The organism is Hymenobacter arcticus (assembly GCF_054779975.1).
This window is the reverse complement of sequence record NZ_BAAGXF010000004.1, coordinates 258,290-283,284: the sequence shown is the minus strand read 5'-3', so window position 1 is coordinate 283,284 and position 24,995 is coordinate 258,290. Positions and strand designations below refer to the sequence as shown.

General features: G+C 61.4%; 28 protein-coding genes. 15 read left to right on the top strand and 13 right to left on the bottom strand.

The genetic code is table 11. The features are described from left to right. Nucleotides 1-66: 66 nt before the first annotated feature. From ACYVGC_RS09935 to ACYVGC_RS09920, 4 genes are read right to left on the bottom strand one after another with little or no spacing between them, the layout of a single operon-like run. Nucleotides 67-1,713: an AMP-binding protein gene (locus tag ACYVGC_RS09935; protein ID WP_460583669.1), complete on the bottom strand. Its 1,647-nt coding sequence runs from the start codon at nucleotides 1,711-1,713 to the stop codon at nucleotides 67-69. Between the two features lie 54 nt (nucleotides 1,714-1,767). Continuing rightward, the gene (locus tag ACYVGC_RS09930; protein WP_460583668.1) at nucleotides 1,768-2,463 is read right to left on the bottom strand and encodes an ATP-binding cassette domain-containing protein; all 696 of its coding nucleotides are present in this window, start codon (nucleotides 2,461-2,463) and stop codon (nucleotides 1,768-1,770) included. A gap of 1 nt (nucleotide 2,464) precedes the next feature. Then, entirely contained in the window at nucleotides 2,465-3,403 is a 939-nt protein-coding gene (locus tag ACYVGC_RS09925; RefSeq protein ID WP_460583667.1) for a hypothetical protein, read from the bottom strand. A 47-nt stretch (nucleotides 3,404-3,450) separates the two neighbouring features. Continuing rightward, entirely contained in the window at nucleotides 3,451-4,842 is a 1,392-nt protein-coding gene (locus ACYVGC_RS09920) for a saccharopine dehydrogenase family protein (protein WP_460583666.1), read from the bottom strand. 108 nt (nucleotides 4,843-4,950) lie between these two features. Between ACYVGC_RS09920 and ACYVGC_RS09915 the strand changes: the two genes are divergently transcribed. Together ACYVGC_RS09915 and ACYVGC_RS09910 are read left to right on the top strand one after the other, a co-directional pair. Continuing rightward, nucleotides 4,951-5,472, top strand: coding sequence for a cytidine deaminase family protein (locus ACYVGC_RS09915; protein ID WP_460583665.1), 522 nt, complete (start codon nucleotides 4,951-4,953; stop codon nucleotides 5,470-5,472). 113 nt (nucleotides 5,473-5,585) lie between these two features. Continuing rightward, entirely contained in the window at nucleotides 5,586-5,972 is a 387-nt protein-coding gene (locus tag ACYVGC_RS09910) for a DUF423 domain-containing protein (protein WP_460583664.1), read from the top strand. A 95-nt stretch (nucleotides 5,973-6,067) separates the two neighbouring features. On the opposite strand, the gene ACYVGC_RS09905 is transcribed toward ACYVGC_RS09910, so the two are convergent. The 3 genes from ACYVGC_RS09905 to ACYVGC_RS09895 all read right to left on the bottom strand — a co-directional run bounded on the left by ACYVGC_RS09905 (nucleotide 6,068) and on the right by ACYVGC_RS09895 (nucleotide 8,621). Beyond that, a complete protein-coding gene (locus ACYVGC_RS09905) occupies nucleotides 6,068-6,496 on the bottom strand; it encodes a DUF1573 domain-containing protein (RefSeq protein ID WP_460583663.1) in 429 nt (142 codons plus the stop codon). A gap of 176 nt (nucleotides 6,497-6,672) precedes the next feature. Further along, nucleotides 6,673-8,115: an ATP-dependent DNA helicase gene (locus ACYVGC_RS09900; protein WP_460583662.1), complete on the bottom strand. Its 1,443-nt coding sequence runs from the start codon at nucleotides 8,113-8,115 to the stop codon at nucleotides 6,673-6,675. Nucleotides 8,116-8,186: 71 nt separating this feature from the next. Next, on the bottom strand, nucleotides 8,187-8,621 hold the full coding sequence (locus ACYVGC_RS09895) for a PaaI family thioesterase (protein ID WP_460583661.1): 435 nt from the start codon (nucleotides 8,619-8,621) through the stop codon (nucleotides 8,187-8,189). A gap of 64 nt (nucleotides 8,622-8,685) precedes the next feature. Between ACYVGC_RS09895 and ACYVGC_RS09890 the strand changes: the two genes are divergently transcribed. The 4 genes from ACYVGC_RS09890 (at nucleotide 8,686) to coaD (ending at nucleotide 11,325) form a co-directional block, all read left to right on the top strand. Then, on the top strand, nucleotides 8,686-9,333 hold the full coding sequence (locus ACYVGC_RS09890) for a DUF4126 domain-containing protein (RefSeq protein WP_460583660.1): 648 nt from the start codon (nucleotides 8,686-8,688) through the stop codon (nucleotides 9,331-9,333). A gap of 30 nt (nucleotides 9,334-9,363) precedes the next feature. Next, nucleotides 9,364-9,873: an NUDIX hydrolase gene (locus ACYVGC_RS09885; protein ID WP_460583659.1), complete on the top strand. Its 510-nt coding sequence runs from the start codon at nucleotides 9,364-9,366 to the stop codon at nucleotides 9,871-9,873. 74 nt (nucleotides 9,874-9,947) lie between these two features. Continuing rightward, on the top strand, nucleotides 9,948-10,817 hold the full coding sequence (locus tag ACYVGC_RS09880) for a DUF3822 family protein (RefSeq protein ID WP_460583658.1): 870 nt from the start codon (nucleotides 9,948-9,950) through the stop codon (nucleotides 10,815-10,817). A 40-nt stretch (nucleotides 10,818-10,857) separates the two neighbouring features. Continuing rightward, nucleotides 10,858-11,325: a pantetheine-phosphate adenylyltransferase gene (gene coaD / locus ACYVGC_RS09875; RefSeq protein WP_460583657.1), complete on the top strand. Its 468-nt coding sequence runs from the start codon at nucleotides 10,858-10,860 to the stop codon at nucleotides 11,323-11,325. An 82-nt stretch (nucleotides 11,326-11,407) separates the two neighbouring features. On the opposite strand, the gene ACYVGC_RS09870 is transcribed toward coaD, so the two are convergent. Further along, complete coding sequence (locus ACYVGC_RS09870) at nucleotides 11,408-11,902, bottom strand: hypothetical protein (protein WP_460583656.1); 495 nt, start codon at nucleotides 11,900-11,902, stop codon at nucleotides 11,408-11,410. A gap of 191 nt (nucleotides 11,903-12,093) precedes the next feature. Here ACYVGC_RS09870 and ACYVGC_RS09865 point away from each other — a divergent pair, with 191 nt between their 5' ends. Together ACYVGC_RS09865 and ACYVGC_RS09860 are read left to right on the top strand one after the other, a co-directional pair. Beyond that, nucleotides 12,094-13,716 carry an ABC-F family ATP-binding cassette domain-containing protein gene (locus ACYVGC_RS09865; protein WP_460583655.1) on the top strand — a complete coding sequence of 541 codons (1,623 nt, stop codon included), beginning with the start codon at nucleotides 12,094-12,096 and terminating at the stop codon, nucleotides 13,714-13,716. A 91-nt stretch (nucleotides 13,717-13,807) separates the two neighbouring features. Continuing rightward, nucleotides 13,808-14,620, top strand: coding sequence for an outer membrane protein (locus tag ACYVGC_RS09860; RefSeq protein WP_460583654.1), 813 nt, complete (start codon nucleotides 13,808-13,810; stop codon nucleotides 14,618-14,620). Between the two features lie 84 nt (nucleotides 14,621-14,704). On the opposite strand, the gene ACYVGC_RS09855 is transcribed toward ACYVGC_RS09860, so the two are convergent. Continuing rightward, nucleotides 14,705-14,875 carry a lmo0937 family membrane protein gene (locus ACYVGC_RS09855; protein WP_460583653.1) on the bottom strand — a complete coding sequence of 57 codons (171 nt, stop codon included), beginning with the start codon at nucleotides 14,873-14,875 and terminating at the stop codon, nucleotides 14,705-14,707. A gap of 201 nt (nucleotides 14,876-15,076) precedes the next feature. Here ACYVGC_RS09855 and ACYVGC_RS09850 point away from each other — a divergent pair, with 201 nt between their 5' ends. Beyond that, on the top strand, nucleotides 15,077-15,964 hold the full coding sequence (locus ACYVGC_RS09850; protein WP_460583652.1) for a 3-hydroxybutyryl-CoA dehydrogenase: 888 nt from the start codon (nucleotides 15,077-15,079) through the stop codon (nucleotides 15,962-15,964). A gap of 88 nt (nucleotides 15,965-16,052) precedes the next feature. After that, nucleotides 16,053-16,592: a peptide-methionine (S)-S-oxide reductase gene (msrA, locus tag ACYVGC_RS09845; protein WP_460583651.1), complete on the top strand. Its 540-nt coding sequence runs from the start codon at nucleotides 16,053-16,055 to the stop codon at nucleotides 16,590-16,592. 32 nt (nucleotides 16,593-16,624) lie between these two features. On the opposite strand, the gene ACYVGC_RS09840 is transcribed toward msrA, so the two are convergent. Both ACYVGC_RS09840 and ACYVGC_RS09835 read right to left on the bottom strand, forming a co-directional pair. Next, nucleotides 16,625-17,107 (bottom strand): hypothetical protein, encoded by a 483-nt coding sequence (locus ACYVGC_RS09840; protein ID WP_460583650.1) that lies wholly within the window; start codon nucleotides 17,105-17,107, stop codon nucleotides 16,625-16,627. A 65-nt stretch (nucleotides 17,108-17,172) separates the two neighbouring features. Continuing rightward, nucleotides 17,173-18,036 carry a 2,3,4,5-tetrahydropyridine-2,6-dicarboxylate N-succinyltransferase gene (locus ACYVGC_RS09835; RefSeq protein WP_460583649.1) on the bottom strand — a complete coding sequence of 288 codons (864 nt, stop codon included), beginning with the start codon at nucleotides 18,034-18,036 and terminating at the stop codon, nucleotides 17,173-17,175. 130 nt (nucleotides 18,037-18,166) lie between these two features. On the opposite strand from ACYVGC_RS09835, the gene ACYVGC_RS09830 reads away from it, so the two are divergent. The 5 genes from ACYVGC_RS09830 to ACYVGC_RS09810 all read left to right on the top strand — a co-directional run bounded on the left by ACYVGC_RS09830 (nucleotide 18,167) and on the right by ACYVGC_RS09810 (nucleotide 24,156). Further along, nucleotides 18,167-19,354: a glycosyltransferase family protein gene (locus ACYVGC_RS09830; protein WP_460583648.1), complete on the top strand. Its 1,188-nt coding sequence runs from the start codon at nucleotides 18,167-18,169 to the stop codon at nucleotides 19,352-19,354. 126 nt (nucleotides 19,355-19,480) lie between these two features. Continuing rightward, nucleotides 19,481-20,500, top strand: a complete 1,020-nt coding sequence (locus ACYVGC_RS09825) for a 3-oxoacyl-ACP synthase III family protein (RefSeq protein WP_460583647.1) — start codon at nucleotides 19,481-19,483, stop codon at nucleotides 20,498-20,500. A 93-nt stretch (nucleotides 20,501-20,593) separates the two neighbouring features. Further along, on the top strand, nucleotides 20,594-21,250 hold the full coding sequence (locus tag ACYVGC_RS09820) for a metal-dependent transcriptional regulator (RefSeq protein WP_460583646.1): 657 nt from the start codon (nucleotides 20,594-20,596) through the stop codon (nucleotides 21,248-21,250). Further along, entirely contained in the window at nucleotides 21,250-22,656 is a 1,407-nt protein-coding gene (gene mnmE, locus ACYVGC_RS09815) for a tRNA modification GTPase (RefSeq protein WP_460583645.1), read from the top strand. Before ACYVGC_RS09820 ends, mnmE begins: the two co-directional genes overlap by 1 nt. Before the next feature lie 207 nt (nucleotides 22,657-22,863). Continuing rightward, the gene (locus ACYVGC_RS09810) at nucleotides 22,864-24,156 is read left to right on the top strand and encodes a type II citrate synthase (protein ID WP_460583644.1); all 1,293 of its coding nucleotides are present in this window, start codon (nucleotides 22,864-22,866) and stop codon (nucleotides 24,154-24,156) included. A gap of 68 nt (nucleotides 24,157-24,224) precedes the next feature. Here ACYVGC_RS09810 and ACYVGC_RS09805 read toward each other — a convergent pair whose 3' ends face one another. Both ACYVGC_RS09805 and ACYVGC_RS09800 read right to left on the bottom strand, forming a co-directional pair. After that, a complete protein-coding gene (locus tag ACYVGC_RS09805) occupies nucleotides 24,225-24,416 on the bottom strand; it encodes a DUF4177 domain-containing protein (RefSeq protein ID WP_460583643.1) in 192 nt (63 codons plus the stop codon). Between the two features lie 75 nt (nucleotides 24,417-24,491). After that, nucleotides 24,492-24,872, bottom strand: a complete 381-nt coding sequence (locus ACYVGC_RS09800; protein ID WP_460583642.1) for a hypothetical protein — start codon at nucleotides 24,870-24,872, stop codon at nucleotides 24,492-24,494. Nucleotides 24,873-24,995 lie beyond the last annotated feature (123 nt).

Sequence of the window (24,995 nt, the reverse complement as noted above, 5' to 3'; positions counted from 1 at the left end):
TTGACGAACCATTTGCCTTCAACGACCCACGCGCGGACTCGCAGAGTCCACGCTACAGCATTAGCGCTACGCCGTTTTGACGGCGGCGGCGGCTTGCAGGCCCAACTCAAGCACGGCCTGCTCGCGCATGAGGTACTTCTGGATTTTGCCGGTGACCGTCATCGGAAAGCCGTCCACGAACTTCCAGAAAACCGGGATTTTATTGGTCGCAATGCGGTTTTGGCAGAACGCCATAATCTCCTCACCAGTAACATATTGGCCTTCTTTGAGCTTCACCCAAGCCATTACTTCCTCGCCGTAACGCAGGCTGGGCACGCCAATCACCTGTACATCGGCCACGGCCGGGTGGGTGTAGAGAAACTCCTCCACTTCGCGGGGATAAATGTTGTCGCCGCCGCGCAAAATGACGTCCTTGATGCGGCCCACAATGTTGAGGTAGCCCGCGGCGTCGATGGTGGCCAGGTCGCCGGTGTGCATCCAGCGGGCCGCGTCGATGGCGGCGGCCGTGGCCGGGGCATTATTCCAGTAGCCCAGCATCACAGAGTAGCCACGGGTGCACAGCTCGCCGGGGGTGCCCCGCGGCACGAGGTGGCCGGTATCGGGGTCAATCACTTTTAGCTCGAGGTGCGGGTGCACATGGCCCACGGTGCTCACGCGTTTGGCCAGCGGGTCGTCGAGGTAGCTTTGGGCCGATACGGGCGAGGTTTCGGTCATGCCGTAGCAAATGGTGACTTCGCGCATGTGGAGGCGGGTTTGCACTTGCTTCATCACCTCCTCAGGGCAGGGCGAGCCGGCCATCACGCCCGTGCGCAACGAGCTGTAATCAAATGAGTTGAACTCAGGGTGCTCCAGCTCGGCGATAAACATGGTGGGCACGCCGTAGAGTGAGGTGCAGCGCTCGGCCTGCACCGTGCGCAGGGTAGCCAGCGCATCAAACGCCTCGGCCGGGATAACCATGCAGGCCCCGTGCGCCACGCAGGCCAGGTTGCCAATCACCATGCCGAAGCAGTGGTAAAACGGTACCGGAATGCACACCCGGTCGGCGGCCGTGTAGCGCAGCGCCTGACCAATGAAGTAGCCGTTATTCAGGATGTTATGGTGCGAGAGCGTGGCTCCCTTCGGCAAGCCAGTGGTGCCGCTCGTGTACTGAATATTGATGGGGTCATCGAACTGCAAATCGGCCTCGCGGGCGGCCAGCGCGGCATCGGGCACGGCCGCGCCGCCGGCCAGCAAGCCTTCCCAGTCGTCTTCGAGCACGATGATGTGCACCAGAGCCGGGCACTCGGCGCGCACGCTGGCCAACAGCTGCACGTAGTCGGTTTGGCGAAATTTGGCGGCCAGTAGCAGCACCCGGCAGCCCGACTGGTTGAGGGCGTACTTCAACTCCTCGGCCCGGTAGGCGGGGTTGATATTGACTAGAATAGCGCCCGCCCGCGCCGAGCCAAACTGCGTGACGACCCACTCGGCGCGGTTGGGGGCCCACAAACCCACGCGCTCGCCGGGGGCCACGCCCAGCGCCAGCAGTCCTTTGGCCAGTTGGGTGGTTTGGTCCCACAGCTGCTGGTAGGTAGCGCGGTAGCCCTGGTGCACCACCACCAACGCCTCGTGCTGGGGAAATAGGCCCACGGTGCGGCGCAGTTTTTCGCCGATGGTTTCGCCCAGTAGCGGCGTGCGGCTGGGGCCGCTGAGGTACGACAGGGCGGGTGGGGTCATGGGCAGGGCAAGGGGTAAAGACCGCGCCAAGGTACTGCCCTCACCCAGCGGCTGCTACAGCAGCGTGCGCAGCTGGGTGAGCTTTTCGCCGTGCAGGGCGGCCAGCAAGTCGGCTTCGAGGGTGCCAAACTCGGCGGCCAGGTAGTGGCGCCGCACCCGGCCGCCCACCAGTACGGTGGCCTCATCGGCCACTTCGGTGAGGGTGCCCAGGATGTGCGAGGTCAGCAGGATGCCGGTGCCCTGGTCGCGCAGCCGCTTCAGTATTTCCTTGAGCAAAAGGTTGGCTTCCAGGTCGAGGCCGTTAAAGGGCTCATCCAGAATAAGGTAGCTAAAACCCTGTACAAGCAGCGCCAGCAAGGCCAGCTTTTTCTTCATGCCCGCCGAGTACTCGGTGGCAAACTGGTCGAGGGGCAGCTCCAGCACCTCATTCCAGCCGCGCAGGTCGGGCACGGGCCGGCGGCGCGCTTGCAGGCAAAAGGCCACGTACTCGTGCCCCGTAATGCGGGGGTAGAAATAGGGCTCGTAGGGCAGCAGGCCCGTGGTTTCCCGCACCGGGCGCGCGGCGGCCGTGTCGCGCACCGTGCCAGTGAAGCCATTTTCCAGCCCGTAGAGGCAGTTAATAAGCGTGGTTTTGCCAGCCCCATTGGCCCCCACCAGCCCGTGAATGGTACCGGGGCGCAACGCTAGGCTCACGCCGCGCAGCACCTGGTGCTGGCCGTAGGCTTTGTATAAGTTATTTATTTCTAACATGTTACAAAATACTATCGCCTAGCACTTGCCGCAACCGGCGCTGGCTTTGCCACACCAGGCCGGCGGCGATGGTCAGCATAAGCGGTGGGTAGGCAGGGTGCCACGCGCCCATCAGGCCCACCGCCAGCACCAGCCCCTGCGTAAGGCGGATGTGGCTGGCATTGGGATAGAACGCGTACTTGGTGAGGATAACCATGCCCGCCAGCGTCAGCCAGAATAGCGCCACGCCCAACGCCGACCCCCAGCCCGCTGGCCCCGCCCCCAACAGCAGCCAAAAAGGCAACGCCGTAGCCGCCGCGTAGCCCAGCCCCAGCGCCATCCGCCGCCGCAAAAACTGCCGGGGCGTGCGGGCCGCCAGCGCCAGCATAGTCACGGGCTCGGGCGTGCCGAAACAGACCAGCACCACCAGCAGCCAGGCCACCAGCGCCACAATGGGGGCCAGCGCCGACGCCCGCTGCCAGGCCGCCAGTGCTACCAGCAACGGCCAAATCCACAGGGCTTTGGTAGCCCGCGCACCCCCCACCCACTCAAACGCCTCGCTGCGAAACAAGCTGCGCCAGCGGTGCCGGGTAGCGGCCGGTGGGCGCGCGGGCGGCACCCAGGCCACCAGCGCGGCCAGCCCCGGCAGCAGCGCCGCCGGGCCGTAGGCGCGCAGGGCCAGCAGCCCCAGCGCCATGGGCAGCGTCAGCAGCGCATACTCCCAGGCCAGCCAGGGCCGATGAGCGGGCGCCACGGTGGCCAGCCACTGCGCATCGGCGCGCTGCCGGTGGGCTCCCAGCACCGTCCAGCCCACCAGCAGCGGCACTGCCCACAGGCCATGCGGCTGCTTAGACAAGGAGGCCAGGGTTTGCAAAAGCCCTAATAGCAGTAACGGCACCGCCAGTAATAGCCGCAGCCACCCGATTTCGAGCAGCAGCCGGCCCAGCAGTATCAGGCGCAAGTGAAGGTAAGCCCGCAGCGCCGGGCCCGCAAGTTCAGCGGTAAGCCTCACTGGCTTTGGCCGGCAAAAAGCATGTACATCGGGTCTTCTTCCTCTTCCTCCGTGAAGGTGATGCCATAGTCGGCGGCCAGCTCTTGCAGAATGGGTTCGTAGAGGTCGGGCGTGGTCGGAATGACTACGCCCCGGCCAGCTACCTCGCCCCGCGCTAGCCGGCGCACGGCCATACCCAGGGGCAGGCCCACGGTTTTGGCCATGGCAGTGTGGGTGGCATCGTCGCCCAGCACCACAAGCGACGAAGTAAGCAGCCTCTGCTGGCCATCTAACTCAAACGTAAATTGATGTTGCATCACTATCATATCGCGGTCGTGAGGCAGCAGCTGCCACTTCTCGGCCAGCAGGTGCTCCAGCAGCTGGGCCGGCGTGGCGTTGGCCCGGCCCACGGGCTTTTTCTCGAAAATACCCAACCATACCAACCGCTGCATCTCGGGGCCGTTGGGGGCCAGGTCTAAGTACTTAGCTACGAGCGCCGCCAGCGACCATTCGGGCTGCGGCCACTGCGGCAGGTAGCCGGCCACGACTTCGTACCAGGTGAGGGCCGCCGAATTGCTGAGGTTCACGCTGTCGTCGGTGAGGCCGAGGCGCACCAGCGCGTGCCAGGCAGCGCAATAGCCCGGCCGCCGCAGCGTGCCCCGCCGGATGCTCGGGATAGTATCGAGGCCATACGGCGCGCGGTAACTGAGCGAATCGCGGTTGGCGTAGCCCTCGAACGTGCCGTGGCCGGGCACATGAATCTCTTCCACGCGGTTGAAAAGCTGCTGGTAAGGAATAACTTTCAATTTACTGTCTTCCAGGTATTTAGCGGTACCCTGGCCCGCCAGCACCACGTTGCGCGGGTTCCAGGTAAACTTGTAGCGCCAGGGGTTGTCGCCCTCCGAGGCGGGGTCGAGCAGGCCGCCGCAGTACGAGGTGAAGGCCGTGAGCCGCCCGCCCCGCCCCCGAATGTGCGCAATGGCCCGCATGGCCGACATATGGTCGAGGCCGGGGTCGAGGCCGCATTCCATCAGCCAGACCAGGCCCGCGGCGGCGGCCTCCTCGTGCAGCGCCTGCACCTCGGGGCTCACGTAGCTGGCCGTGGCCAGGTGCCGCCGGTGGTGCAGGCAGGCGCGGGCCACCACGGGGTGAAAGGCGGCCGGTAGCATCGAAACCACTAGTTCGGCCTGGCTCACCAGCTCGTCGAGCCGGGTGGCGTCCTGCACATCGAAGGGCACGGCGCGGGCATACTGCGAATGGGCGGCCAGCACCGGGGCCAGGTGGGCGGGCTGGGCATCGGCCACGGTCAAAAACCAGCGCTCGGCCGGCGCGTGGCGCAACAGGTACTGAATGAGCGCCGAAGCCGAGCGGCCGGCCCCCAGCAGAAGCAAACGGGTGGGTGGAGTCATGCGGGCAAAAGTACACGTAGCCCGCAGCAACCAACTTTCCTTCAGCCCATCCACCAATGCCAACGGATTCCTCCCTTTCTTTGTCGCCCCATTTCCCTTTCCCGCCGCATGGCCGCTCTCGCTACCGACTCTTCCACGCTCCGCCAGCTCACGCTGCGCTACCACGAGCTGGCTACTCCCGACCAACTCAACCCCGCCGAGCGCCAGGTGTGGGACGCCGCCCGCGCCGCCACGGCCCACTCCTACGCCCCCTACTCCGGCTTTCACGTGGGAGCCGCGCTGCTGCTGGCCGACGGCAGCCTCGTGCAGGGCACCAACCAGGAAAACGCGGCCTACCCATCGGGTCTTTGCGCCGAGCGCACGGCCTTGTTTGGGCTGGCGGGCAGCCGGCCCAGCCCGCCACCACGCATCGTGGGCATGTCGGTGGCCGGCCGGCCGGCCGCGGGCGATTTCAGCCCCGCCCTGCCCTGCGGGGCCTGCCGCCAGGTGATGCTGGAGTACGAAATGCGCCAGGGCGCGCCCATTTGGCTGCTGCTGCCCAGCCTCAGCGGCACGGTGCTCCGCTTCGATAGCCTGGCCGATTTGCTGCCGTTCCACTTCTCGCCCGGCGACTTGCCGGCGCGGGCCTGAGGCGAGGTGGTGAAATGGTGAGGTGGTTGGTTCTTCGCAACAATTCACTTTTGCGCCCGCTTTATGCCCTAACTACGCTACTCACCACCTCACCACTCACTATCTCACCTTTTATGAATCCTCGTTTCATTCTTCAGCTGGCGGCCGTGCTGGGCGCGCTCACCGTGGGCATCGGCGCTTTCGGGGCGCATAGCCTACGGCTCATGCTTGAGGCCAATAAGCACGCCAATACCTTCGAAACTGCTGTGCGCTACCAGTTTTACCACTTGCTGGCCATGCTGGCGGTGGGCGTACTAGCCGTGGCCCGGCCCGAGCTGCGCGGCCCGCTGGGCACCGTAGCCACGCTGTGGCTGGGTGGCATTCTGGTATTTAGCGGCTCGCTCTACGCCATCTGCTTCACGGGCATTACCAAGTTTGGGGCAGTAGCCCCGCTGGGTGGGCTGCTGCTTATTGCCGGCTGGCTGTGGCTGCTGGTGGCAATTAGTAAGCTGCAAGCATAATCAATTGATTATCATTTAATTATACAATAATCAACGCAAAAAAAGGGGGCGCTGACCAATTGGTCAACGCCCCCTTTTTTATGCCGTTGGGCAGCTTACTTCGAGGCCGTAGCGGCTTCTTTCACCTCGCCTACCAGCGACACGGTGGTGCTGCCACCGGCCGAGTTCGAGTCAATGGTCAGCACTTTGGTCTGCATGCCCATTTTACCGGCCGAGTTGAATTTGGCCGAGATGGTGCCGGTTTTGCCGGGCTGCACGGGCTCCTTGGTCCACGAAGGCGTGGTGCAGCCGCAGCTTACGCCAATGTTGGAAATCACCAGCGGCTGGGTGCCGGTGTTTTTAAATTTGAATACGTGGTCCACGATGTCGCCCTGCTTAATGGTGCCGAAATCGTACTTCACTTCCATAAACTCGACCTGGGGGCCGGCGGCCTTCACAGCCGCTTTGGCAGGCTTGGCAGCCTGGGCGTGGGCGGCGGTGCCGGCAAACGTGAGGCCCAGGGCCAGCAAAAGCATCTTCGTCATGACAATGTGTGAATTGAGTTATTGGGGAGAAAACAAATTTACGCGCTAAGTCGGCTTAGGCAAATCTGCGGCCAAACTAGCGCGGTGCGGCTGTGTGCCGCATGAAGCCGCCCGCCGCTGGGCAAACTCTATTCGCGGGCATTCAATTCCGCACGGGCGTAAAAAAGAAGGGCGCGCTAGGCTTCATCCTCCTCCACTACCTCACCGCTGGCCAGCAGCCGGCGCTGAAAGTTGAGCAAGAACAGTCGCTCCGACGCCCGCGTGATGGCCGTGTAGAGCCAGCGCGCAAACTCGCCGCCCACCGGCTCGTCGGGCTTGATGAAGCCGTGGTCCACAAACACGGCCTGCCACTGGCCGCCCTGCGCCTTGTGGCAGGTAAGGGCGTAGGCAAATTTTATTTGCAACGCATTGAGGTACGGGTCTTTGCGCATTTCGGCGTTGCGCTCGGCTTTCTTTTCGAGGTGGGCGTAGTCGGCCAGTATTTCCTGGTAGAGCTTCTCGTTTTGGTCGCGCGGCAGCGACGGGCTTTCGGTGTGCAGCGTGTCGAGCAGCAGCTTCACTTCCAGCTCGGGCTCGTCGGGATAATCGACCAGCCGCACCCGGGCCTGGGCAAACCGGCAGCCGAACATCTCCTCGCGTTTAATTATCTTCTTGATTTCCAGGAAGTCACCGTTGGCCAGAAAGCCGATTTCCGAATCTTTGGGCAGCCAGAAGTAGTTGTTGCGCACCACCATGATGTAGTCGCCGGCCTCAATCTCCTCCTCGGCCTCAAACAACGTGCGCCTAATCAGCTGGTTATACTGGTTGGCGTTGCGGTTGGAGCGGCAAATGATGGTGGTGTTTTCGTGCCCGAAGTGGCGGTAGGCCCAGCGCAGGCCGTCCTCCAGCTTGTCGCCGCCCATCTTAAACATGTCCTTGAAGCCCTTGGTGTGCAGCTGGATGTTGGGCAATTCCTGGCGCAGCTCCTCACGCAACTCCGTAGCATTCACCAAGATACCGGAAGCTTCAGCCTGGCGCATTACCTGGCGCAGCTCCACGCCATCGACGCGGGCGCGGAAGCGGTGGGCCAGCAGCTCGGGGTCGAGGGCGGGGCTCAGGAGCTGGCCCACCGGCGGCAGCTGCGCCGTATCGCCAATGAGCAGCAGCCGGTTGGTGCTCTTCTCAAACACGAAGCCCATGAGGTCGTCGAGCAGGCCATTCTCGCCGAAGGCCTTCTCGTCGGAAATCATAGAGGCCTCATCCACAATGAAAAGTGTTTCCTCGGTGCGGTTGGGCTGGCGCGTGAAGCTGAGCCGCTCGGTGGGCGCGCCGCTGGTTTGGCGGTATATTTTTTTGTGGATGGTGCTGGCCGGCACGCCCGCGTAGGCGCTCATCACCTTGGCGGCGCGGCCGGTGGGCGCCATGAGGGTGTAGCGGCGCTGCATGCGGGCCAGCCACTGCACTAAGGCGCTTACTACGGTGGTTTTGCCGGTGCCCGCGTAGCCGCGCAGCACAAACACCTTACGGCCCGGCAGCTGGTCGCGCAAAAACTCGTCGAGCTGCACAAATAGCTCGGCCTGGTCCTCGGTGGGCTCAAAGGGAAAATAATCGCGGACGGACGGAAATCGGGTAGTTAACACAGCTACTAGTCAGTGTCATGCGCAGCTTGCGCGGCATGACATATTAAAAAAACGCGGCACGTACTTGCCTCTCAGCTCGCCGGCTCAATCACCGCCATTGTAGCCGAGGCCTTGGCAATGAGCACGTCGTCGCACCACACTTCAGCCTCGCAGAAATGCAACCGCCGGCCAGCCTTCAACACCCAGCCGACGGCTTTGATTCGCTGGCCCACGCCGGGGTTGAGGTAGCTCACCTTCAGGTCAGAGGTAACCACCCCGAAGCCCTCGGGCACGAGCGTGATGGCGGCGAAGCCTGCCGCCAGGTCGGCCATGGTGGCCACCAGGCCGCCGTGGGCAAAGCCGCGCTGCTGCTGGTGCTGCTGGCCCAAGTCTAACTCAGCCTCAATGCGGCCGGGCTCGATGCGGGTGAGGTCGGCCCCGATGAGGTGCATAAAGTACTGGCGCTTCAGCTTTTCGCGAATGCGGATTTCGAGGTCGGCGATGGGTTCGGGGGTGGCGGTAGTCATAGGTGCTTCAAAGATACCGGCCGGGTGTACCTTCCGGGCGCACTTTTGCCTTGCGGCCTTTGCCATGGAACACCTATCGACAATGCAGTACCTCGTGGCCGGCGCGCTTGGCTTGGGGCTGGCCGCGTGCAGCGGCTTTCGGGTGTTTGTGCCGCTGCTGGCGGCCAGCGTGGCGCACCGGGTGGGCTGGCTGCCCCCCTCGCCGGGCTTCGACTGGCTGGGTACCTGGCCTGCCCTACTGATGCTGGCCACCGCTACCGTGGCCGAGCTGGCGGGCTACTACGTACCGCTGTTCGACCACCTACTCGACACGCTCACCACGCCCGCCTCATTCGCTGCGGGCACACTGCTAATGACGTCCTCGCTCACCCACCTCGACCCCACCCTGCGCTGGACGCTGGGCATACTCGTGGGCGGTGGCGCGGCGGGGCTGGTGCAGGGCAGCACGGCGCTGCTGCGAGCGGGCTCTACGGCCACCACGGGCGGACTGGCCAACCCGTTGTTTGCTACGCTGGAGAATATTCTGGCGGTGGTGGGCACCGTTTTTACGCTGCTGCTGCCGCTGGCGGCGGCGGCGCTGGCCGTGGGCTTACTGATGTTTTTGGCTAGCCGCTGGCGGCGCTGGCGGCCGCGGCGCGCGGCCCGGCGCGCGGCCCGGCGCGCGGGGCCGGTGGTAGCAGCCCAAGCACCCGCGCCCGGCGGGTTTGCGTAAAGACAACGCACTACCTGCCTTTTCCACCCTATGCCCAGCCCAACCAACGAACCAACCAATTCTTTACTAACGCCTTATGCGGGCATGGTGCGCGTGCGGGTGGGCGGCGTGCTGGTGCGGGGCGGGGCCATCTTGTTGGCTGCTCACCGGGGCCTGCTACCGGGCAACGCCGTTTTTTGGTCGCCCCCGGGCGGCGGCTGGGCTTTTGGCGAAAGCCTGAAATCGGGCTTGCGCCGTGAGTTTAGCGAAGAAACCGGCCTGGCCGTGCGCGTGGGCCGCCAGTTGCATTTGCATGAGTTTCGGCGCGGCGAGCTGCAAGCGCTGGAGATTTTCTTTGAGGTGCTGGCTGAAGACCCTGCCGCCACCCCACGCCTGGGCCACGACCCCGAGCACGAGGCCAACAACCAATTGCTGACGGAGTTAGCCTGGTTTACGCCGCGCCAGCTGCTGGCCCTGCCGCTAGCCCAGGTGCACCCCGTGCTACGCGGCCTGCTTAGTACCGACGACGTGTTTGTGCCCCAGATTTTGCTGGACGCCTAGCTCCGGCGGGCCGCCGCTGGGGCCCGGCGGGGGCACTTTGCGCCGCCGGGCCGCCGGGCGGCCTATTTTTGTCCGTGCCTTCTCCTCTGCCCGCCTTCGATACCCTTAGCCTGCGCGACGACACCTTCGACGCCCACAACCCCACGGCCTACCACCTCTATGCCCTGGCTGGCCCCGGCCGCCTGCGCGTAGCCGCGCTGGATGTTGCGCGCCATAAAATAGTGGCCTTCGACGAGGTGGGGCTGGCTACGCTGGCCGACTTGCCCGCCGTGGCCGCGCAGCACCCGCTGCTAAGCCAGCCGGGCTGGGCCCGGCTACGGCTGGCGCTGGCCGGGCGCGCCTGCCCGCTGCTGCCCGCGCCTCTGTATCGCACTGGTGATGAGGCTACTTACCTAGCGCTACACCAGGCCCTGGCCCCTGCCGAAGAAGCCCTGGCCTACACCTTGCACCTGCCGGCCCCGGCCACCGATATGGTAAGCTTATTTGCCGCGCCGGCCAGCCTCACCGCGTGGCTGCACACGGTGCACGGCCCCAGCGCCCGCCTGCTGCCGCAGGCGGTAGCCCTGCTGGGCGGCCTGCTGCACCAGCGCGGCCCCGGTCCTGCCCCACGCCAACTTTACCTCAATTTAATTGACCAGGAACTGACAGCCGTTGTGCTGGGCAGCCAGGTGGAGTTCTGTAACTCCTTCACCATCAGCACGGCTGAGGATGCCGTGTACTACACCATCCTGGTGATGCAGGAGCTGGGTTTGAACCCCGACCAGGACCCCGTAACCATTTGGGGGGAGCTCACCAGCGACTCGGCCACGTTTGGGCTGCTGAGTACCTACGTGCGCAATTTGCGCTTTGGCAGCCGGCCGTTTGGGCTCAAGTATTTTTATTATTTAAATGAAGTTGCTGATTACCGGCACTTCGATTTATTCAGCCTGGCTTTTTGCGAATAGCTTCGCCTCCCTTCTCAACTGCTTGCATGCTCCCGAAGCCATGAAAAAAATTGCGCTTTTCCCCGGCTCCTTCGACCCATTCACCAACGGGCACCTCGATGTGGTGCGGCGCGGCGCGGCGCTGTTTGATGAGCTCATCATTGCCATTGGTACCAACAGTAGCAAGCAGCGCCACCTGCCGGTAGCGTGGATGACGGAGCAAATAGAAGCCCTGTTTCGGGACGAGCCGCGCGTGTCGGTGCGCAGCTACCGAGGCCTCACCACCGAGTTTGCCCGCGAAACTGGGGCGCGCTACCTGCTGCGCGGCTTGCGCAATACGCTTGATTTTGAGTATGAAAGCGCCATTGCGCAGGCTAACCGCCAGCTCAGCCCCGGCCTGGAAACGGTGTTTCTCATTACCTCGCCCACGCTGGCCGCCGTGAGCAGCACCATCATCCGCGAAATTCACCGCTTCGGGGGCGACGTAGGGCAATTTGTACCATTTGCGCTACCTGATTTCGATAAGTAACTGATAATTAGTTATTTAAAACAGATACGGGCTCCCTTCCAACGTGGAAGAGAGCCCGTATCTGTTGTTCCCAATTTGTGGGTTATTCCATAGCCTTCAGCGGGTCAACCACATCGGCTTTGTAGTACTGCATGGCGATGAGCGAGGTAATAACACCCGACATCGTACCCATCAGCGCAATGGCCAGGAAGGCCACCACTACCGACAAATCGAAGCCGAAGAGGTTTTCCACCTGCGTCAAATCCAGCGACTTAGGCATAATGGCCGTGAGCACAATAAAGAACAATCCCAGGATAACTGAGGCTACCATGGCCGTGATGATGCCCGTGCCGTAGCCACCGAGATAGGGCATCTGGTCGCCGCGCAGCTGCTTGAGGTGGCGAATAGCCAGCACCGAGCCGAGAATCAGGATAACAACGTCGAGGCTGCCTGCTTCGATGCGCGAGAAAAAGCCGAGCAGCGCGGCGGCCAGGGTATAGGCGCACAGCACCGCCCCGGTTACCAGGCCGAAGCGAACGCCGTTTTGCTCAGGGGTGAGCGTAGGGGTTTTAGAAGAAGAGGCAGAACGGGCGGCCATAAGAAAGTGCGTGTGAAGTGGAAAAGCAATGAAAGGACCGCGAGGCAGCCCTGGCTTCTATACTGCATTTGGGCAACTGTTGTTGTGCTGGCGCGAGGGGCACAATTTACGGGCCGGCGGCGTTGTAGTAGGGCAAGGGCGCGCGGCGGCGTATTTTTGCAAAGATTTTTTGGTTTTTTATCCCGGCTTAGATGATTTCCACGACCAACGTGAGCTTGCGCTATGGCAAGCGGGTACTGTTCGAAGACGTAACGGTGAAGTTTTTGCCCGGTAACTGCTATGGCCTCATTGGGGCCAATGGGGCCGGCAAATCCACCTTTTTGAAGATTTTGTCGGGCGAGTTGGAGCCCAATACCGGCTCGGTGGAGCTGCCGGCCGGCCAGCGCCTGGCGGTGCTGCGCCAGAACCAGTTTGCTTACGACGAGCAGCAGGTACTGCAAACCGTGATTCAGGGCCACCAGCGCCTGTGGGCGGTGATGAGCGAGAAGGATGCCCTCTACGCCAAGGCCGACTTCACGGACGCCGACGGCGAGCGCGCCGCCATTCTGGAAGGCGAGTTTGCTGACCTCGAAGGCTGGAACGCCGATTACGAAGCGGCCGAACTCCTTAGTGGTCTGGGTATTACCGAAGACAAGCACTACTCGGTGATGTCGGACCTCGGCGCCAGCGAAAAGGTGCGGGTGCTGCTGGCGCAGGCACTGTTTGGCAACCCCGATGTGCTGCTGCTCGACGAGCCTACCAACAACCTCGATGCCGAGAGCGTGCTCTGGCTCGAAAACTTCCTCGACGGTTTCCAGAACACGGTAATCGTGGTGAGCCACGACCGCCACTTCCTCGATGCCGTGTGTAACTACATGGCGGACCTGGACTTCTCGAAAATCACGATGTACCCCGGCAACTACGGCTTCTGGTACGAGAGCAGCCAGCTGGCCCTGCGCCAGCGCCAGGACGTGAACAAGAAAACGGAGGACAAGCGCAAGGAACTCGAAGAGTTTGTGCGCCGCTTCTCGGCCAACGCCTCGAAGAGCAAGCAGGCCACCAGCCGCCAGAAATTGCTGCAAAAGCTTACCCTGGAAGAGATTAAGCCCTCATCGCGCCGCTACCCTTACATCGCCTTTAAGCCCGAGCGCGAAGCCGGCAACCAGTTGCTGAGCGTGGAAGGCGTGAGCAAAGCCGTGGACGGCCATTCGGTGCTCAAAAAGGTGTCGTTTACGCTTGATAAGGGCGACAAGGTGGCCATTGTGGGCCGCGACGACCGGGCGGCTTCCCTCCTCTTCGACATCCTGTTTAAGGAAGCTACGCCAGACAAGGGCAAGGCGGAATGGGGCACTACCATCACGCCCAGCTACTTCCCCAAAGAAAACAGCGCCTTTTTCCAGGCTGATAACATGAACCTGGTGGACTGGCTGCGCCAGTATTCGACCGAGAAGGACGAAAGCTTTGTACGCGGCTGGCTGGGCCGGATGCTGTTCTCGGGTGAAGAGTCGCAGAAGAAGCCCAACGTGCTAAGCGGGGGCGAAAAAGTGCGCTGCATGCTCAGCAAAATGATGCTCGAAAGCGGCAACGTGCTGGTGCTCGACGACCCGACGAACCACCTGGACCTGGAGAGCATTCAGGCCCTGAACAACGCCCTGCGCGATTTCCAGGGCTCGCTCATCTTTGCTTCGCACGACTTGCAGTTTATCGAAACAGTGGCCAACCGCATCATCGAGCTCACGCCCGAAGGCATCATCGACCGCCGCATGAATTACGAAGAATACCTGGCCGATGAAACGCTGAAAGCGCAGCGCCAGAAAATGTACCAACTCGCTTAATACCTGGAATTAAGCAGACGCTTTTGGCGGTTTCGTCTAGTCAACTGGGCTTCTTCATTATTTCTTTTTGCCTTTCCGCTAATTTCCGTTCATGAAACGTCTGCTCTTTCCCTTTTTGCTGGGTGCCGTGGCTTTGCTGGCCCCCGGCCGCGTGCTAGCCCAAGGTAAGCCCTCGCTTAATACCGTGCCGGGCGGCATAGTACCCCCACGTCCGGCTCCGGCCCCCGTCACCACCGACTCGGCCAATGTGGCCCCCACCATTCCGGTGTACACGCCAGCCACCCGGCCCACGTACACGCCGCCGGCACCAACCACGCCCGCCGAGGCGCAGCCGAGCCCCTACAGCCCCTCGGGCCTGGAGCTACCCGGCCGCGAGCAGGCGCGCAAAGCCGCTGAGCAACACGCTGAGCAGTACACCAAGCTGTTTGTGTATTCGGGTATCGGGCTGGGCTACAGCTCGTTCTATGGGTACAGCAATTTCAACTTCAGCATTTCGCCGGCCATTGGCTACCGCGTCACGGACCGCTTTTCCATCGGCCCTGGCATCAGCTACGCCTACAACCACTACGGGCAGGACTACAGCAACGGCCCCAGCAGCAGCATCAGTACCAGCAGCTTCGGGGCCAAAGTATTTGCCCAGTTCATGGTGTACAACAACTTCTTCATCCACGCCGAATACGAGTCTACCAAGGCCCAGTTTTTGGCCGTGGACCAGTACAACCAGTACATCGGCACTATCACGCGCACCGTGCAAACGCCGCTGGCCGGCATCGGCTACCGCTCGCAGATAAGCAACCGCGCCGCCGCTGACATTGTGGTACTCTACAATTTTCAGGATAACTACAACAGCATTTATCCGAACCCGGTCATCCGGTTCAATTTCCTGTTCAACATCGGCCACTAACGGCCGGCCGTTGGCCAAAAGAAAAACCCCCGCCGTGTGCACGGCGGGGGTTTTTGTGTGTTCAGACGAATGCGACGCGCCCAGTTATACCGGGTTGCGGCCGCTGATAACGCGCAGCAAAATGGCAATAATAGCAATTACCAACAAGATGTGAATCAGGCTATTACCCTGAATACCCGTACCCATCACCCCGAAGAAGCCGAGGGCCCAGATGATGATAAGAATGACGGCGATGACGTACAATAGGTTACCCATGAGTGAAAAGGAAAGAAGGGGTGAAAGAGTAGTAAGAAGGCCATTTGGCCTATAAGCGGTTTGTACGGTGCGGCTGAAAAAAGGATGAAATTTTGCACACTTTTTTTAGTTGCCCGGCCAAAACCTCCTGGGCCAGTAGCTTTGTTACGCAGTGCCGGCCTGGGGCCGGCTGCTTTCTTTTACCCTTTTTCTTCCCACCCAATGAACGTTGCCGTTATTGGCTCGGGCACCATGGGCAATGGTATTGCCCACGTTTTTGCCCAGCACGGCTTTGCCGTCGCCCTCATCGATATCAACCAGCCCGCCCTCGACCGGGGCGTGGCCACCATCACCAAAAACCTCGACCGCCAAGTGGCCAAAGCCGCGCTAAGCGAAGAGGATAAAACCAGCACGCTGGGCCGCATCCGCACGTTTACGTCGGTGGCCGAAGGTGTAGCCGATGCCGAGTTGGTAGTGGAGGCCGCCACCGAAAACGTGGACCTCAAGCTCCAGATTTTTCGCGACCTTGACCAGCACGCGCCGGCCGGGGCCATCCTGGCCAGCAACACGTCGTCGATTTCGATTACCAAGATTGCGGCCGTCACCAAGCGCCCGGCGCAGGTAATTGGCATGCACTTCATGAATCCCGTGCCGGTGATGAAGCTGGTGGAAGTTATCCGCGGCTACGCTACTTCCGACGAGGTAACGGCGCGCGTGATGGAGCTGTCGCGCCAGCTGGGTAAAACGCCCACCGAGGTCAACGACTATCCCGGCTTCGTGGCCAACCGCATCCTGATGCCCATGATTAACGAAGCCATTATCAGCCTCTTCGAAGGCGTGGCCGGCGTGGCGGAGATTGACACGGTGATGAAGCTAGGCATGGCCCACCCCATGGGCCCGCTCCAGCTAGCCGATTTTATTGGTCTCGATGTGTGCCTGGCCATCCTGCGGGTGCTACACGAGGGCCTCGGCAACCCCAAGTACGCGCCCTGCCCGCTGCTGGTAAACATGGTAATGGCCGGCCGCCTGGGCGTAAAGTCGGGCGAAGGGTTTTACCAGTACACCGCCGGCTCGAAGGACCTGGTAGTAGCCCCCCGTTTTCGGAAGTAGCGCGAACGGTCCAGCTCCGATTTGCGTTACTACTACACGCTGGCAACGAATCAGCGAAATCAGTTTAATCTGCGCAAATCTGCGATTTATGGAACATGCATTGTTTGGGGCCGGCTGCTTTTGGTGCGTCGAAGCCGTTTTTCAAAATTTGAAGGGTGTAGAAAAAGTAGTTTCCGGTTACGCCGGCGGCCGCAACAAAAACCCGACTTACAAGGAAGTATGCAGCGGCATGACCGGCCACGCCGAGGTGATTGACATCACCTTCGACCCAGCCGTAATCAGCTACAAGGAGTTGCTGGAAATCTTCTGGAAAACCCACGACCCTACCACCCTCAACCGCCAGGGGGCCGACACCGGCACCCAGTACCGCTCGGTTATCTACTACCACAACGACGAGCAAAAGCAACTCGCCGAAGAATACAAGCAGAAGCTCAACGACGGCCACGCCTTTCCGAACCCCGTGGTAACGGAAATCACGGCGGCCCCCGAGTTCTACGCCGCCGAGAACTACCACCAGAACTACTTCAACATGCACGGCCACGAGCCCTACTGCCAGTTTGTAGCCAAGCCCAAAGTGGATAAGGTGAAAGCGCTGTTTGGAGAAAAACTCAAGTCAGTAGCGGCGTAATTGTCGCTTTTACTGATTAACAAAAAAGCCCGCTAATTAGCGGGCTTTTTTGTTGCCATAGTATTTAGGTCTGTTTGCATCCTTTCTATTCGCTGCAAATACTGAGCTGCGTATGGCCAAGCATTACTTTCTTCTTGTCCAGCTTTTTCAGCGAAATAATGCTGCCTCGATAACGCTTTATCTGCCATTATAAACAGGTCGATATCAATTACCCCGGAAATCTTACACTGCCCAAATGCCGTGGCAATTATAAACTGGTCGATATCATCGTAATAGATTTGCTTGCTTCCGTCCAATTTATTTAGTTGGTCGAAATCTCTCAAATTTATGTAATCGATATTACCTGGATGGTTAGCCTCAAGGAAATCCAGCAGAAAACTTGTTACATCTTCGCCTTGGGAGCGCTCACTAAACCAATCCTGCAAGTGAAACAGCATATCAGCGCCCGCATCATTTCCAAAAGGCGAGAACTCATCTCCTAAGTTATAATAGAAGTCGGCCGTAGCGTGCGACACAAAGAAGGGATGGCTCGTTTCCCGAGTTATCCCTTCTTCTGGGTCATCAAAATAATACGCGTCCATTAAACGCTCACGCCGAAATCGCGCAATGCGTCATTTAGGCTCGTCTTCAAATCGGTGCTGGGCTTGCGCTGGCCGATGATGAGGGCGCACGGCACCTGGTATTCGCCGGCCGGAAACTGCTTGGGAATAGTGCCCGGAATAACGACCGAGCGGGGCGGTACGTAGCCGCGGTATTCCTTGGGCTCGTCGCCGGTTACGTCGATGATTTTGGTGCTGCCGGTGATGGTCACGCCCGCGCCAATCACGGCCTCCTTGCCAATGCGGCAGCCCTCGACCAGGATGCAACGCGAGCCGATGAACGCGCCATCTTCGATGATGACGGGCTGGGCCTGCACGGGCTCCAGCACGCCGCCAAGGCCTACGCCGCCGCTCAGGTGCACGTGCTTGCCCACCTGAGCGCAGCTGCCCACGGTGGCCCAGGTGTCTACCATCGTGCCCTCGCCCACGTAGGCGCCGATGTTGGTGTAGCTGGGCATCAGGATGACGCCGGGGGCTAGGTAGGCCCCGTAGCGGGCCACAGCGGGCGGCACTACGCGCACTTTTTGGCCGGCGTAGTCGGTTTTGAGCAGCATTTTGTCGTGAAACTCAAAAGGGCCGACTTCCTGGGTCGCCATCTGGCGGATGGGGAAGTAGAGGATGACGGCCTTCTTCACCCACTCGTTGATTTTCCACTCGCCGCCTTCTTCGGTTGGGGGCTCGGCTACGCGCAGCTTACCTTTGTCGAGGTCTTCGATAACGTGCTCAATGGCGGCGCGGGTTTCGGGCTGGTCGAGCAGGGTGCGGTCGTTCCAGGCCTCTTCGATGGCCTCCTGGGCGGCAAAGCGGTCGAGCACGGGGCTATGGTTGATTTCCGTATTTTCCATGGGGGAAAGCGTTTGAAGGTTAATTACCGGCAAAACTAGCATCTTTGGGGGCAGGTAGGCTAGCCGATTGGCCGCCTTTTCCTGCGCCCCGCCCGCCATGCCGGCCGATTCACCCCTTCCCACGCGGCTTTTGCTCGCCTCCGTCCTCAAGCCGGTGGATGATACCCGCATGCGGGGCAAGTTTGCCGAAACGCTGCGCGCCCACCCCAGCTGGCAGGTGCACGTGGCGGGGCGTGCCAGCGGCAGCGCCAAGCCTACACCAGCGGCCGATACCGGCCCGTCGGTAGGCCAGCACCGCATTTTCTGGGGCTCCCGACTGGGCTTGAATCGCCTGATTGCTCAGGGCCGCTACTGGCGGCTGCTGCGGGCGCTGCGGCCCGGCCTGGTCATTGTGCACGCGCCCGAGCTATTGCCGCTCACGCTGCTGTGGCGGGCGCTGGGCGGGGGCCGGCAGTTCATCTACGACATTCGGGAAAACTACGCCCTCAACGTGGGCACCCAGCAGGTGTACCGCGGCTGGCTAAGGCGCGGCCTAGCGGCAGGCCTGCGCTGGGTAGAGGGCGCGGCGGCGGCGCGGGCCGCGGCCGTGTTGCTAGCCGAAGAAAGCTACGCCGCAGAGCTGCCCTTTCTGAAGCGGCTGCCAGCCAGCCAGGTGCTGCTGCTCGAAAACAAGTACCAGCCCGCCCCCGGCGAGCAATTGCCCCTCACGGCCAGCCCGCTGCCCGCGCCCACCGAGCCGCTGCGGCTGCTGTTTTCGGGTACCATCTCGGTGCTCAATGGGGTGTGGGAAGCCATTGAGTTGGCGAGCCAGTTGCGCGCCGCCCGGCCCGGTGGGGCCACGCTCACTATTATTGGCTTTTGTCAGCAGCCCGGCTTGTTGCTTGAGCTACAACAGGTAGCCGCTGCCGAAAGCGCCTGGCTCACGCTCATTGGTGGGGCTGAATTGGTGCCGCATAGCCGCATTGTGGCCGAAATTGGGCGCGGCCACTTGGGGCTGCTGCCCTACCGGCCTCATACCAGCACCGAGCGCTGCCGGCCCACCAAGCTGTTTGAGTATCTGGCGCACGGCCTGCCAATCATTATTCCACATAACCAATTGTGGGAAAGCGAGTTAACTAAATACAAGGCGGGCCTGGCTGTAGATTTTACCGATGCGGCCAGGGCCGCGGCGGCCGTAGTGGCGGCGCTACCACAAGCGCATTTTTACCCCGCCGGCGTGCCCGCCGAAGCGGTGCAATGGATGGGCGAGGGCAAAAAATTACGGATTTTGCTGGAAAGCCTTCTACCAGGCCCGACCTTTGCGCCCCCTTTCGCGTAGCCGGATGGGAACGGACTGGCAGCCGGCCGAATTATTTCCAATAAATTTTTCTTATTTGCGGGCCGGCTTATCGTTGGCCTCGTTTAGCGCTCTTCCTCCCCGCCCACCCTCACGCTTTCCCTTTCCATGGCATCTCCTACCACTTTGCGCCACGCCGAAATTGCCGGCGTAGGCCACTACGTCCCCGACCGCGTTGTTAAAAACGCCGAGCTTGAAGAGCTGATGTCCACCACCGATGCCTGGATTCAGGAGCGCACTGGTATTCAGGAGCGGCGCTGGTTTGAGGAAGGCAAGGACACCACCGCCAACATGGGGGCCGAAGCCGCCCGCCGCGCCCTGGCTAATGCCGGCCTCACCGTGGACGATGTACAGCTTATTGTATTCGCCACGTTATCACCCGATTACTTCTTTCCGGGCTCGGGTGTGCTCATGCAGCGCGAGCTGGGCATGACTGGCAACGTGCCGGCCCTCGACGTGCGCAACCAGTGTTCGGGCTTCATCTACGGCCTGTCGGTGGCCGACCAGTTTATCCGCACCGGCATGTACGATACGGTGCTCGTGGTTGGCTCCGAAATCCACTCCTCGGGCCTCGACAAGAGCATGCGCGGCCGGGCCGTATCGGTCATCTTCGGCGATGGTGCGGGCGCCGTTATTCTGCGCCCCGCGCGCACTGAGGGCAATGGTATTCTAAGCACCCACTTGCATGCGCAGGGCGAGTTTGCCGAGGAGCTGATTGTGAAGGAGCCGGGCTCCAATCGCGAGGGCCGCGTGGACTATGCCATTGCCAATGAGCAGGATATGTATCCGTACATGAACGGCCAGAACGTGTTTAAGCACGCCGTGGTGCGCTTCCCGCAGGTTATCAAGGAGGCGCTCGACCAGAACAACTACCAGCCCGCCGACATCGACCTGCTCATTCCGCACCAAGCCAACCTGCGCATTACGCAGTACGTGCAGCAGAAAATGGGCCTCTCCGACGACAAGGTATTCAGCAACATCCAGCGCTACGGCAACACCACGGCCGCCAGCATTCCCATCGCCCTCAGCGAGGCCGTGCAGGAGGGCCGCATCAAGCGCGGCGACCTCGTATGCCTGGCCGCCTTCGGCTCAGGCTTCACCTGGGCCTCCGCGCTGATTAAATGGTAGTTTATTAAGCTGTTAGCCAATAGCTATTAGCTGTTAGCTGACGTTCACTGAGAAGCTAACAGCTAATAGCTATTGGCTAACAGCTAAAAAAGAATGCCCAGCCACACCGAGGAAAACTATCTCAAAACCATCTACAAGCTGGCCGAGGCTGAGCCGGGGCAGGATGTGAGCACCAACCGCATTGCGGCGGGCCTCAGCACCCGCGCCGCTTCGGTCACGGACATGCTTCGCCGCCTGGCTGAGAAGGAGCTGCTTGAATACGAGAAGTATAAGGGTGTTCGCCTCACGGCCGAAGGCCGCCGCCTTGCGCTGCTCACCGTGCGCAAGCATCGGTTGTGGGAGGTCTTTTTGGTGCAGCAGCTGGGCTTTACCTGGGATGAGGTGCACGACGTAGCGGAGGAGCTGGAGCACGTGCAGTCGCCCTTGCTTATGCGCCGGCTTGATGCGTTTCTGAATTTCCCGACCCTCGACCCCCACGGCGACCCTATCCCGGCCGAGGATGGCGCGGTGCGCCGCCCCGCCCACCGCCTGCTGGCCGAGCTGGCCGTGGGCGAGTGCGGCACCCTGGCCGCCGTGAAAGACACCTCGCCGCCCTTCCTGCAATACCTCGACAAAGTGGGCCTGCCGCTGGGCGCGCAAGTGCGGGTGCTGGATAAAGTGGCCTTTGATAATTCTCTGGAACTGTGCATCAACGAAGGGCGCACCGTCCTGATTTCGGCCGAAGTAGGTCGCAACTTGTTTACCACCTGATGCTTACTGCCAGCTACGCCGATACCATTGTGGCCCTCTCCACCCCGCCCGGTGTGGGGGCGCTGGCGGTAGTTCGCCTCTCGGGGCCCGAGGCCATCAGCATCACCCAGGCGCTTTTTTCGAAGAAAAAACTGGCCACCCAGCCCGGCCACACGCTGCACTACGGCACCCTACGCGAGCCCGGCACCACCCAGGTGCTGGACGAAGTGGTGGTGGCGCTCTACCGCGGCCCCCGCTCCTACACCCGCGAAGACGTGGTGGAGATTTCGGGCCACGGCTCCGATTTTATCGTGCGCCAGGTGCTGGCGGCGCTGCTACGCCAGGGTGCCCGCCTGGCCGAAGCCGGTGAGTTCACGAAGCGCGCCTTTCTCAACGGGGCGCTCGACCTGGCCCAGGCTGAAGCCGTGGCTGACCTCATTGCCGCCGACTCGGCCCTGAGCCACCAGGTGGCGCTCAACCAGCTGCGCGGCGGCTTTTCGGACGAGCTGCGGGGCCTGCGGACGCAGCTCGTGAAGTTTGCCTCCTTGCTGGAATTAGAGCTGGATTTTGGCGAAGAAGACGTGGAATTTGCTGACCGTACCGGGTTGGCGCGACTGCTGGCCGAGGTTACGGGCGTAGTGCAAGGCTTGCTGCGCTCCTTCGAGCTGGGCAACGTGATTAAGAACGGCATCACCACCGTGATTGCCGGCCGGCCCAACGCCGGCAAGTCCACCCTGCTCAACGCGCTGCTGCGCGAGGAGCGTGCCATCGTGTCGGCTATTCCGGGTACTACGCGCGATTTTATTGAGGATGAGGTGAGCATCGACGGCCTGCGGTTCCGCTTTGTGGATACGGCCGGCCTGCGCGATAACCCCGCCGACGAGGTCGAGGCCATTGGCGTGCGCCGCACCCGCGAGCGCATTGGCCAGGCGGCCCTACTACTGTATCTATTTGACCTTACTGAGCTTACCACTAATGAGGTGCAAGCTGATATTGCCGAGCTAACCGCCGCCCTACCTAAGCTACCCGTGCTGGCCGTGGGCAACAAGCGCGACCTGGCTACTCCCGAGCAACTCGTGGCTTTCAGCGAGTTAAAAATTCAAGGGTCCGCTTTGAAAGTTATTGCGGCTGGGCCGCGCGAGGGGCTCGACGAGCTGCAAGCGGCCTTGCTGGCCCAGGTGCGCGGAGCGGGCCTGGCCACCACTGGCACGGCCACCATCGTCACCAACGTGCGCCACGCCCGCGCCCTGGAGCGGACCGCTGAGCACCTGGTGGCCGTGCGCCAGGGACTCGACGAAGGGCGGGGTACCGAGCTGCTGGCCGCCGACCTGCGCCACGCGCTGGGGGCGCTGGGTGAGATAACGGGCGAAATTTCTTCCGACGACTTGCTGACGAGCATTTTCACCCAGTTTTGCATCGGTAAGTAGCAGCGGCGCGTATTACTGGTAAAAATCGCCGCAAACGTTGCCAGGGTGCTTTGCGGGCCCAAACTGTGCTACTTACGGAAACCTCCGCCGGGCCTGCATTGTAGTATGCCCGGTATTTGCCAGGAAAAACTTTCCCGGCTCACCGCCTGGGCCGTAGCTTCGCGCTCGAAATAAGCGGCTAATTCACTTCCCCATCCTACCCAACCAATGGCAGAAACTGCTGAACTTAACCTCCCGGGCGGCCAGTCCATTACCCTACCCATCTTTGAGGGCACCGAGCACGAAAAAGCCTTTGATATTGGCAAGCTGCGCGACGCTACTGGCTACGTAACCCTCGATTCGGGCTACAAAAACACCGGCGCCACCAAAAGTGCCATCACTTTTCTCGACGGCGAGGAAGGCATTTTGCGCTACCGCGGCTATCCGATTGAGCAGCTGGCCGAAAAATCGAGCTTTCTCGAAGTAGCCTACCTGCTCATCTACGGTCACCTGCCCACCGAAACCGAACTGAAAGACTTTAGCGGCCACATCACCAAGCACACGCTGGTGCACGAGGACATGCGGAAGATTTTCGACGGCTTCCCAAGCAGCACGCACCCGATGGCCATCCTGAGCAGCCTCACCTGCGCGCTCACCGGCTTCTACCCCGAGAGCATCAACCCCAACCAGAGCACGGAGGAAATCGACCTCACCATCGTGCGCCTCATGGCCAAGATGAGCACCATTGCGGCCTGGACGTACAAGAACTCGGTGGGCCACCCGCTCAACTACCCGCGCAACGACCTCGACTACGCGTCCAACTTCCTGTACATGATGTTCAGCTTCCCCACCGAGAAGTATGAAATCAACCCGGTAGTGGTGACGGCCATCAACAAGCTGCTCATCCTGCACGCCGACCACGAGCAGAACTGCTCGACCAGCACCGTGCGCCTCGTGGGCTCGGCCAACGCCAGCCTCTACGGCTCGGTATCGGCGGGCATCAACGCCCTGTGGGGTCCCCTGCACGGCGGTGCCAACCAGGAGGTAATCGAAATGCTGGAGGCTATCGAAAGGGATGGCGGCGACACCAGCAAGTTCATCGCCAAGGCCAAGGATAAGAACGACTCGTTTCGCCTTATGGGCTTCGGCCACCGCGTGTACAAGAACTTCGACCCGCGCGCCAAAATCATCAAAGTAGCCGCCGACGAGGTACTGAAAGCGCTGGGCCTGGAAGAAAGCCCGCTGCTAAAAATTGCCCAGGAACTGGAGCAAGCTGCCCTCACCGACCAGTACTTCATCGAGCGCAAGCTCTACCCGAACGTTGACTTTTACTCGGGCATCATCTACAAGGCGCTCGGCATCCCGACCGAGATGTTCACCGTGATGTTTGCCCTGGGCCGCCTTCCCGGCTGGATTGCCCAGTGGAAAGAGATGCGCGAAAACAAGGAGCCAATCGGCCGCCCCCGCCAGATTTACGTGGGCGAAACCGAGCGCGACTATGTGCCCATGGCTGCCCGCTAGGGCGTCAGCATTCGATTTCAAATCAGCCAGTCTGCCCGCGGGTAGGCTGGCTTTTTTTGGCCCCTGCCCTACCCCGGCAACTCGCGATTGAGGGTGATGAGCAGGCTCGTGGTTTGGCCACCTACTAGTATACTAGTGGTCGATACTACCTCCCAGCCTTGGCTACCCAGCCGGTTTAGTTGGTCATTGAGCTCTTTATAGTCAATACCCTTAAAAATGCTGTTGTTAGTATCCAGCAGCCGGTATTCAACTTTCTTCATGGCTCGTGTGCTCGTTTCTGTTGCCGCCGATACAGGCTTCTACTGTATCGGCGGCGAGCAGAAATCATTACCTATCTAGAGGCGGTGGGCGGTGAAGTTGGCCCGCAGCTGCTGGTAGGCCACGCGCTGGTCGGGGCGCAGCAGGTCGTTGAGTGACTGCTCGTAGCTGAGTTGGGCGGCGGCTAGCTTGGTATCGCGGTCGGCAGCGGGGGCACTGGCCAGCGACTGCTCCAGGTCGCGGCGCTCGCTGAGGTACTGGAGGTGCAGGCGCTTGATACGTACATACTGGGCCTCATTGAGGTGAATGCGGTGGGCCAGCGCCTGGGTGAGCGTAGTAGCCCGCACTTGGATGGACTTGGGGTAGTCGTCGCCCGGCTGCTTCTTGTGAGCTGGCACGGCGGCCACGGCGGCGAGGCTGACCGTGAGGCAGGCGGCGGCAATAATCAGGTTGTTCATACTAAAAAGGTTTGGGGGTGAAAAATGTGAGTGGTTGGGTGCCCAAGGGCCAGCCGCCGTAGCGGTGACCCTCGGAACTGTTCCAAACCTACGTTAATTTTTCGCTTTGGATAAAACCTTGTC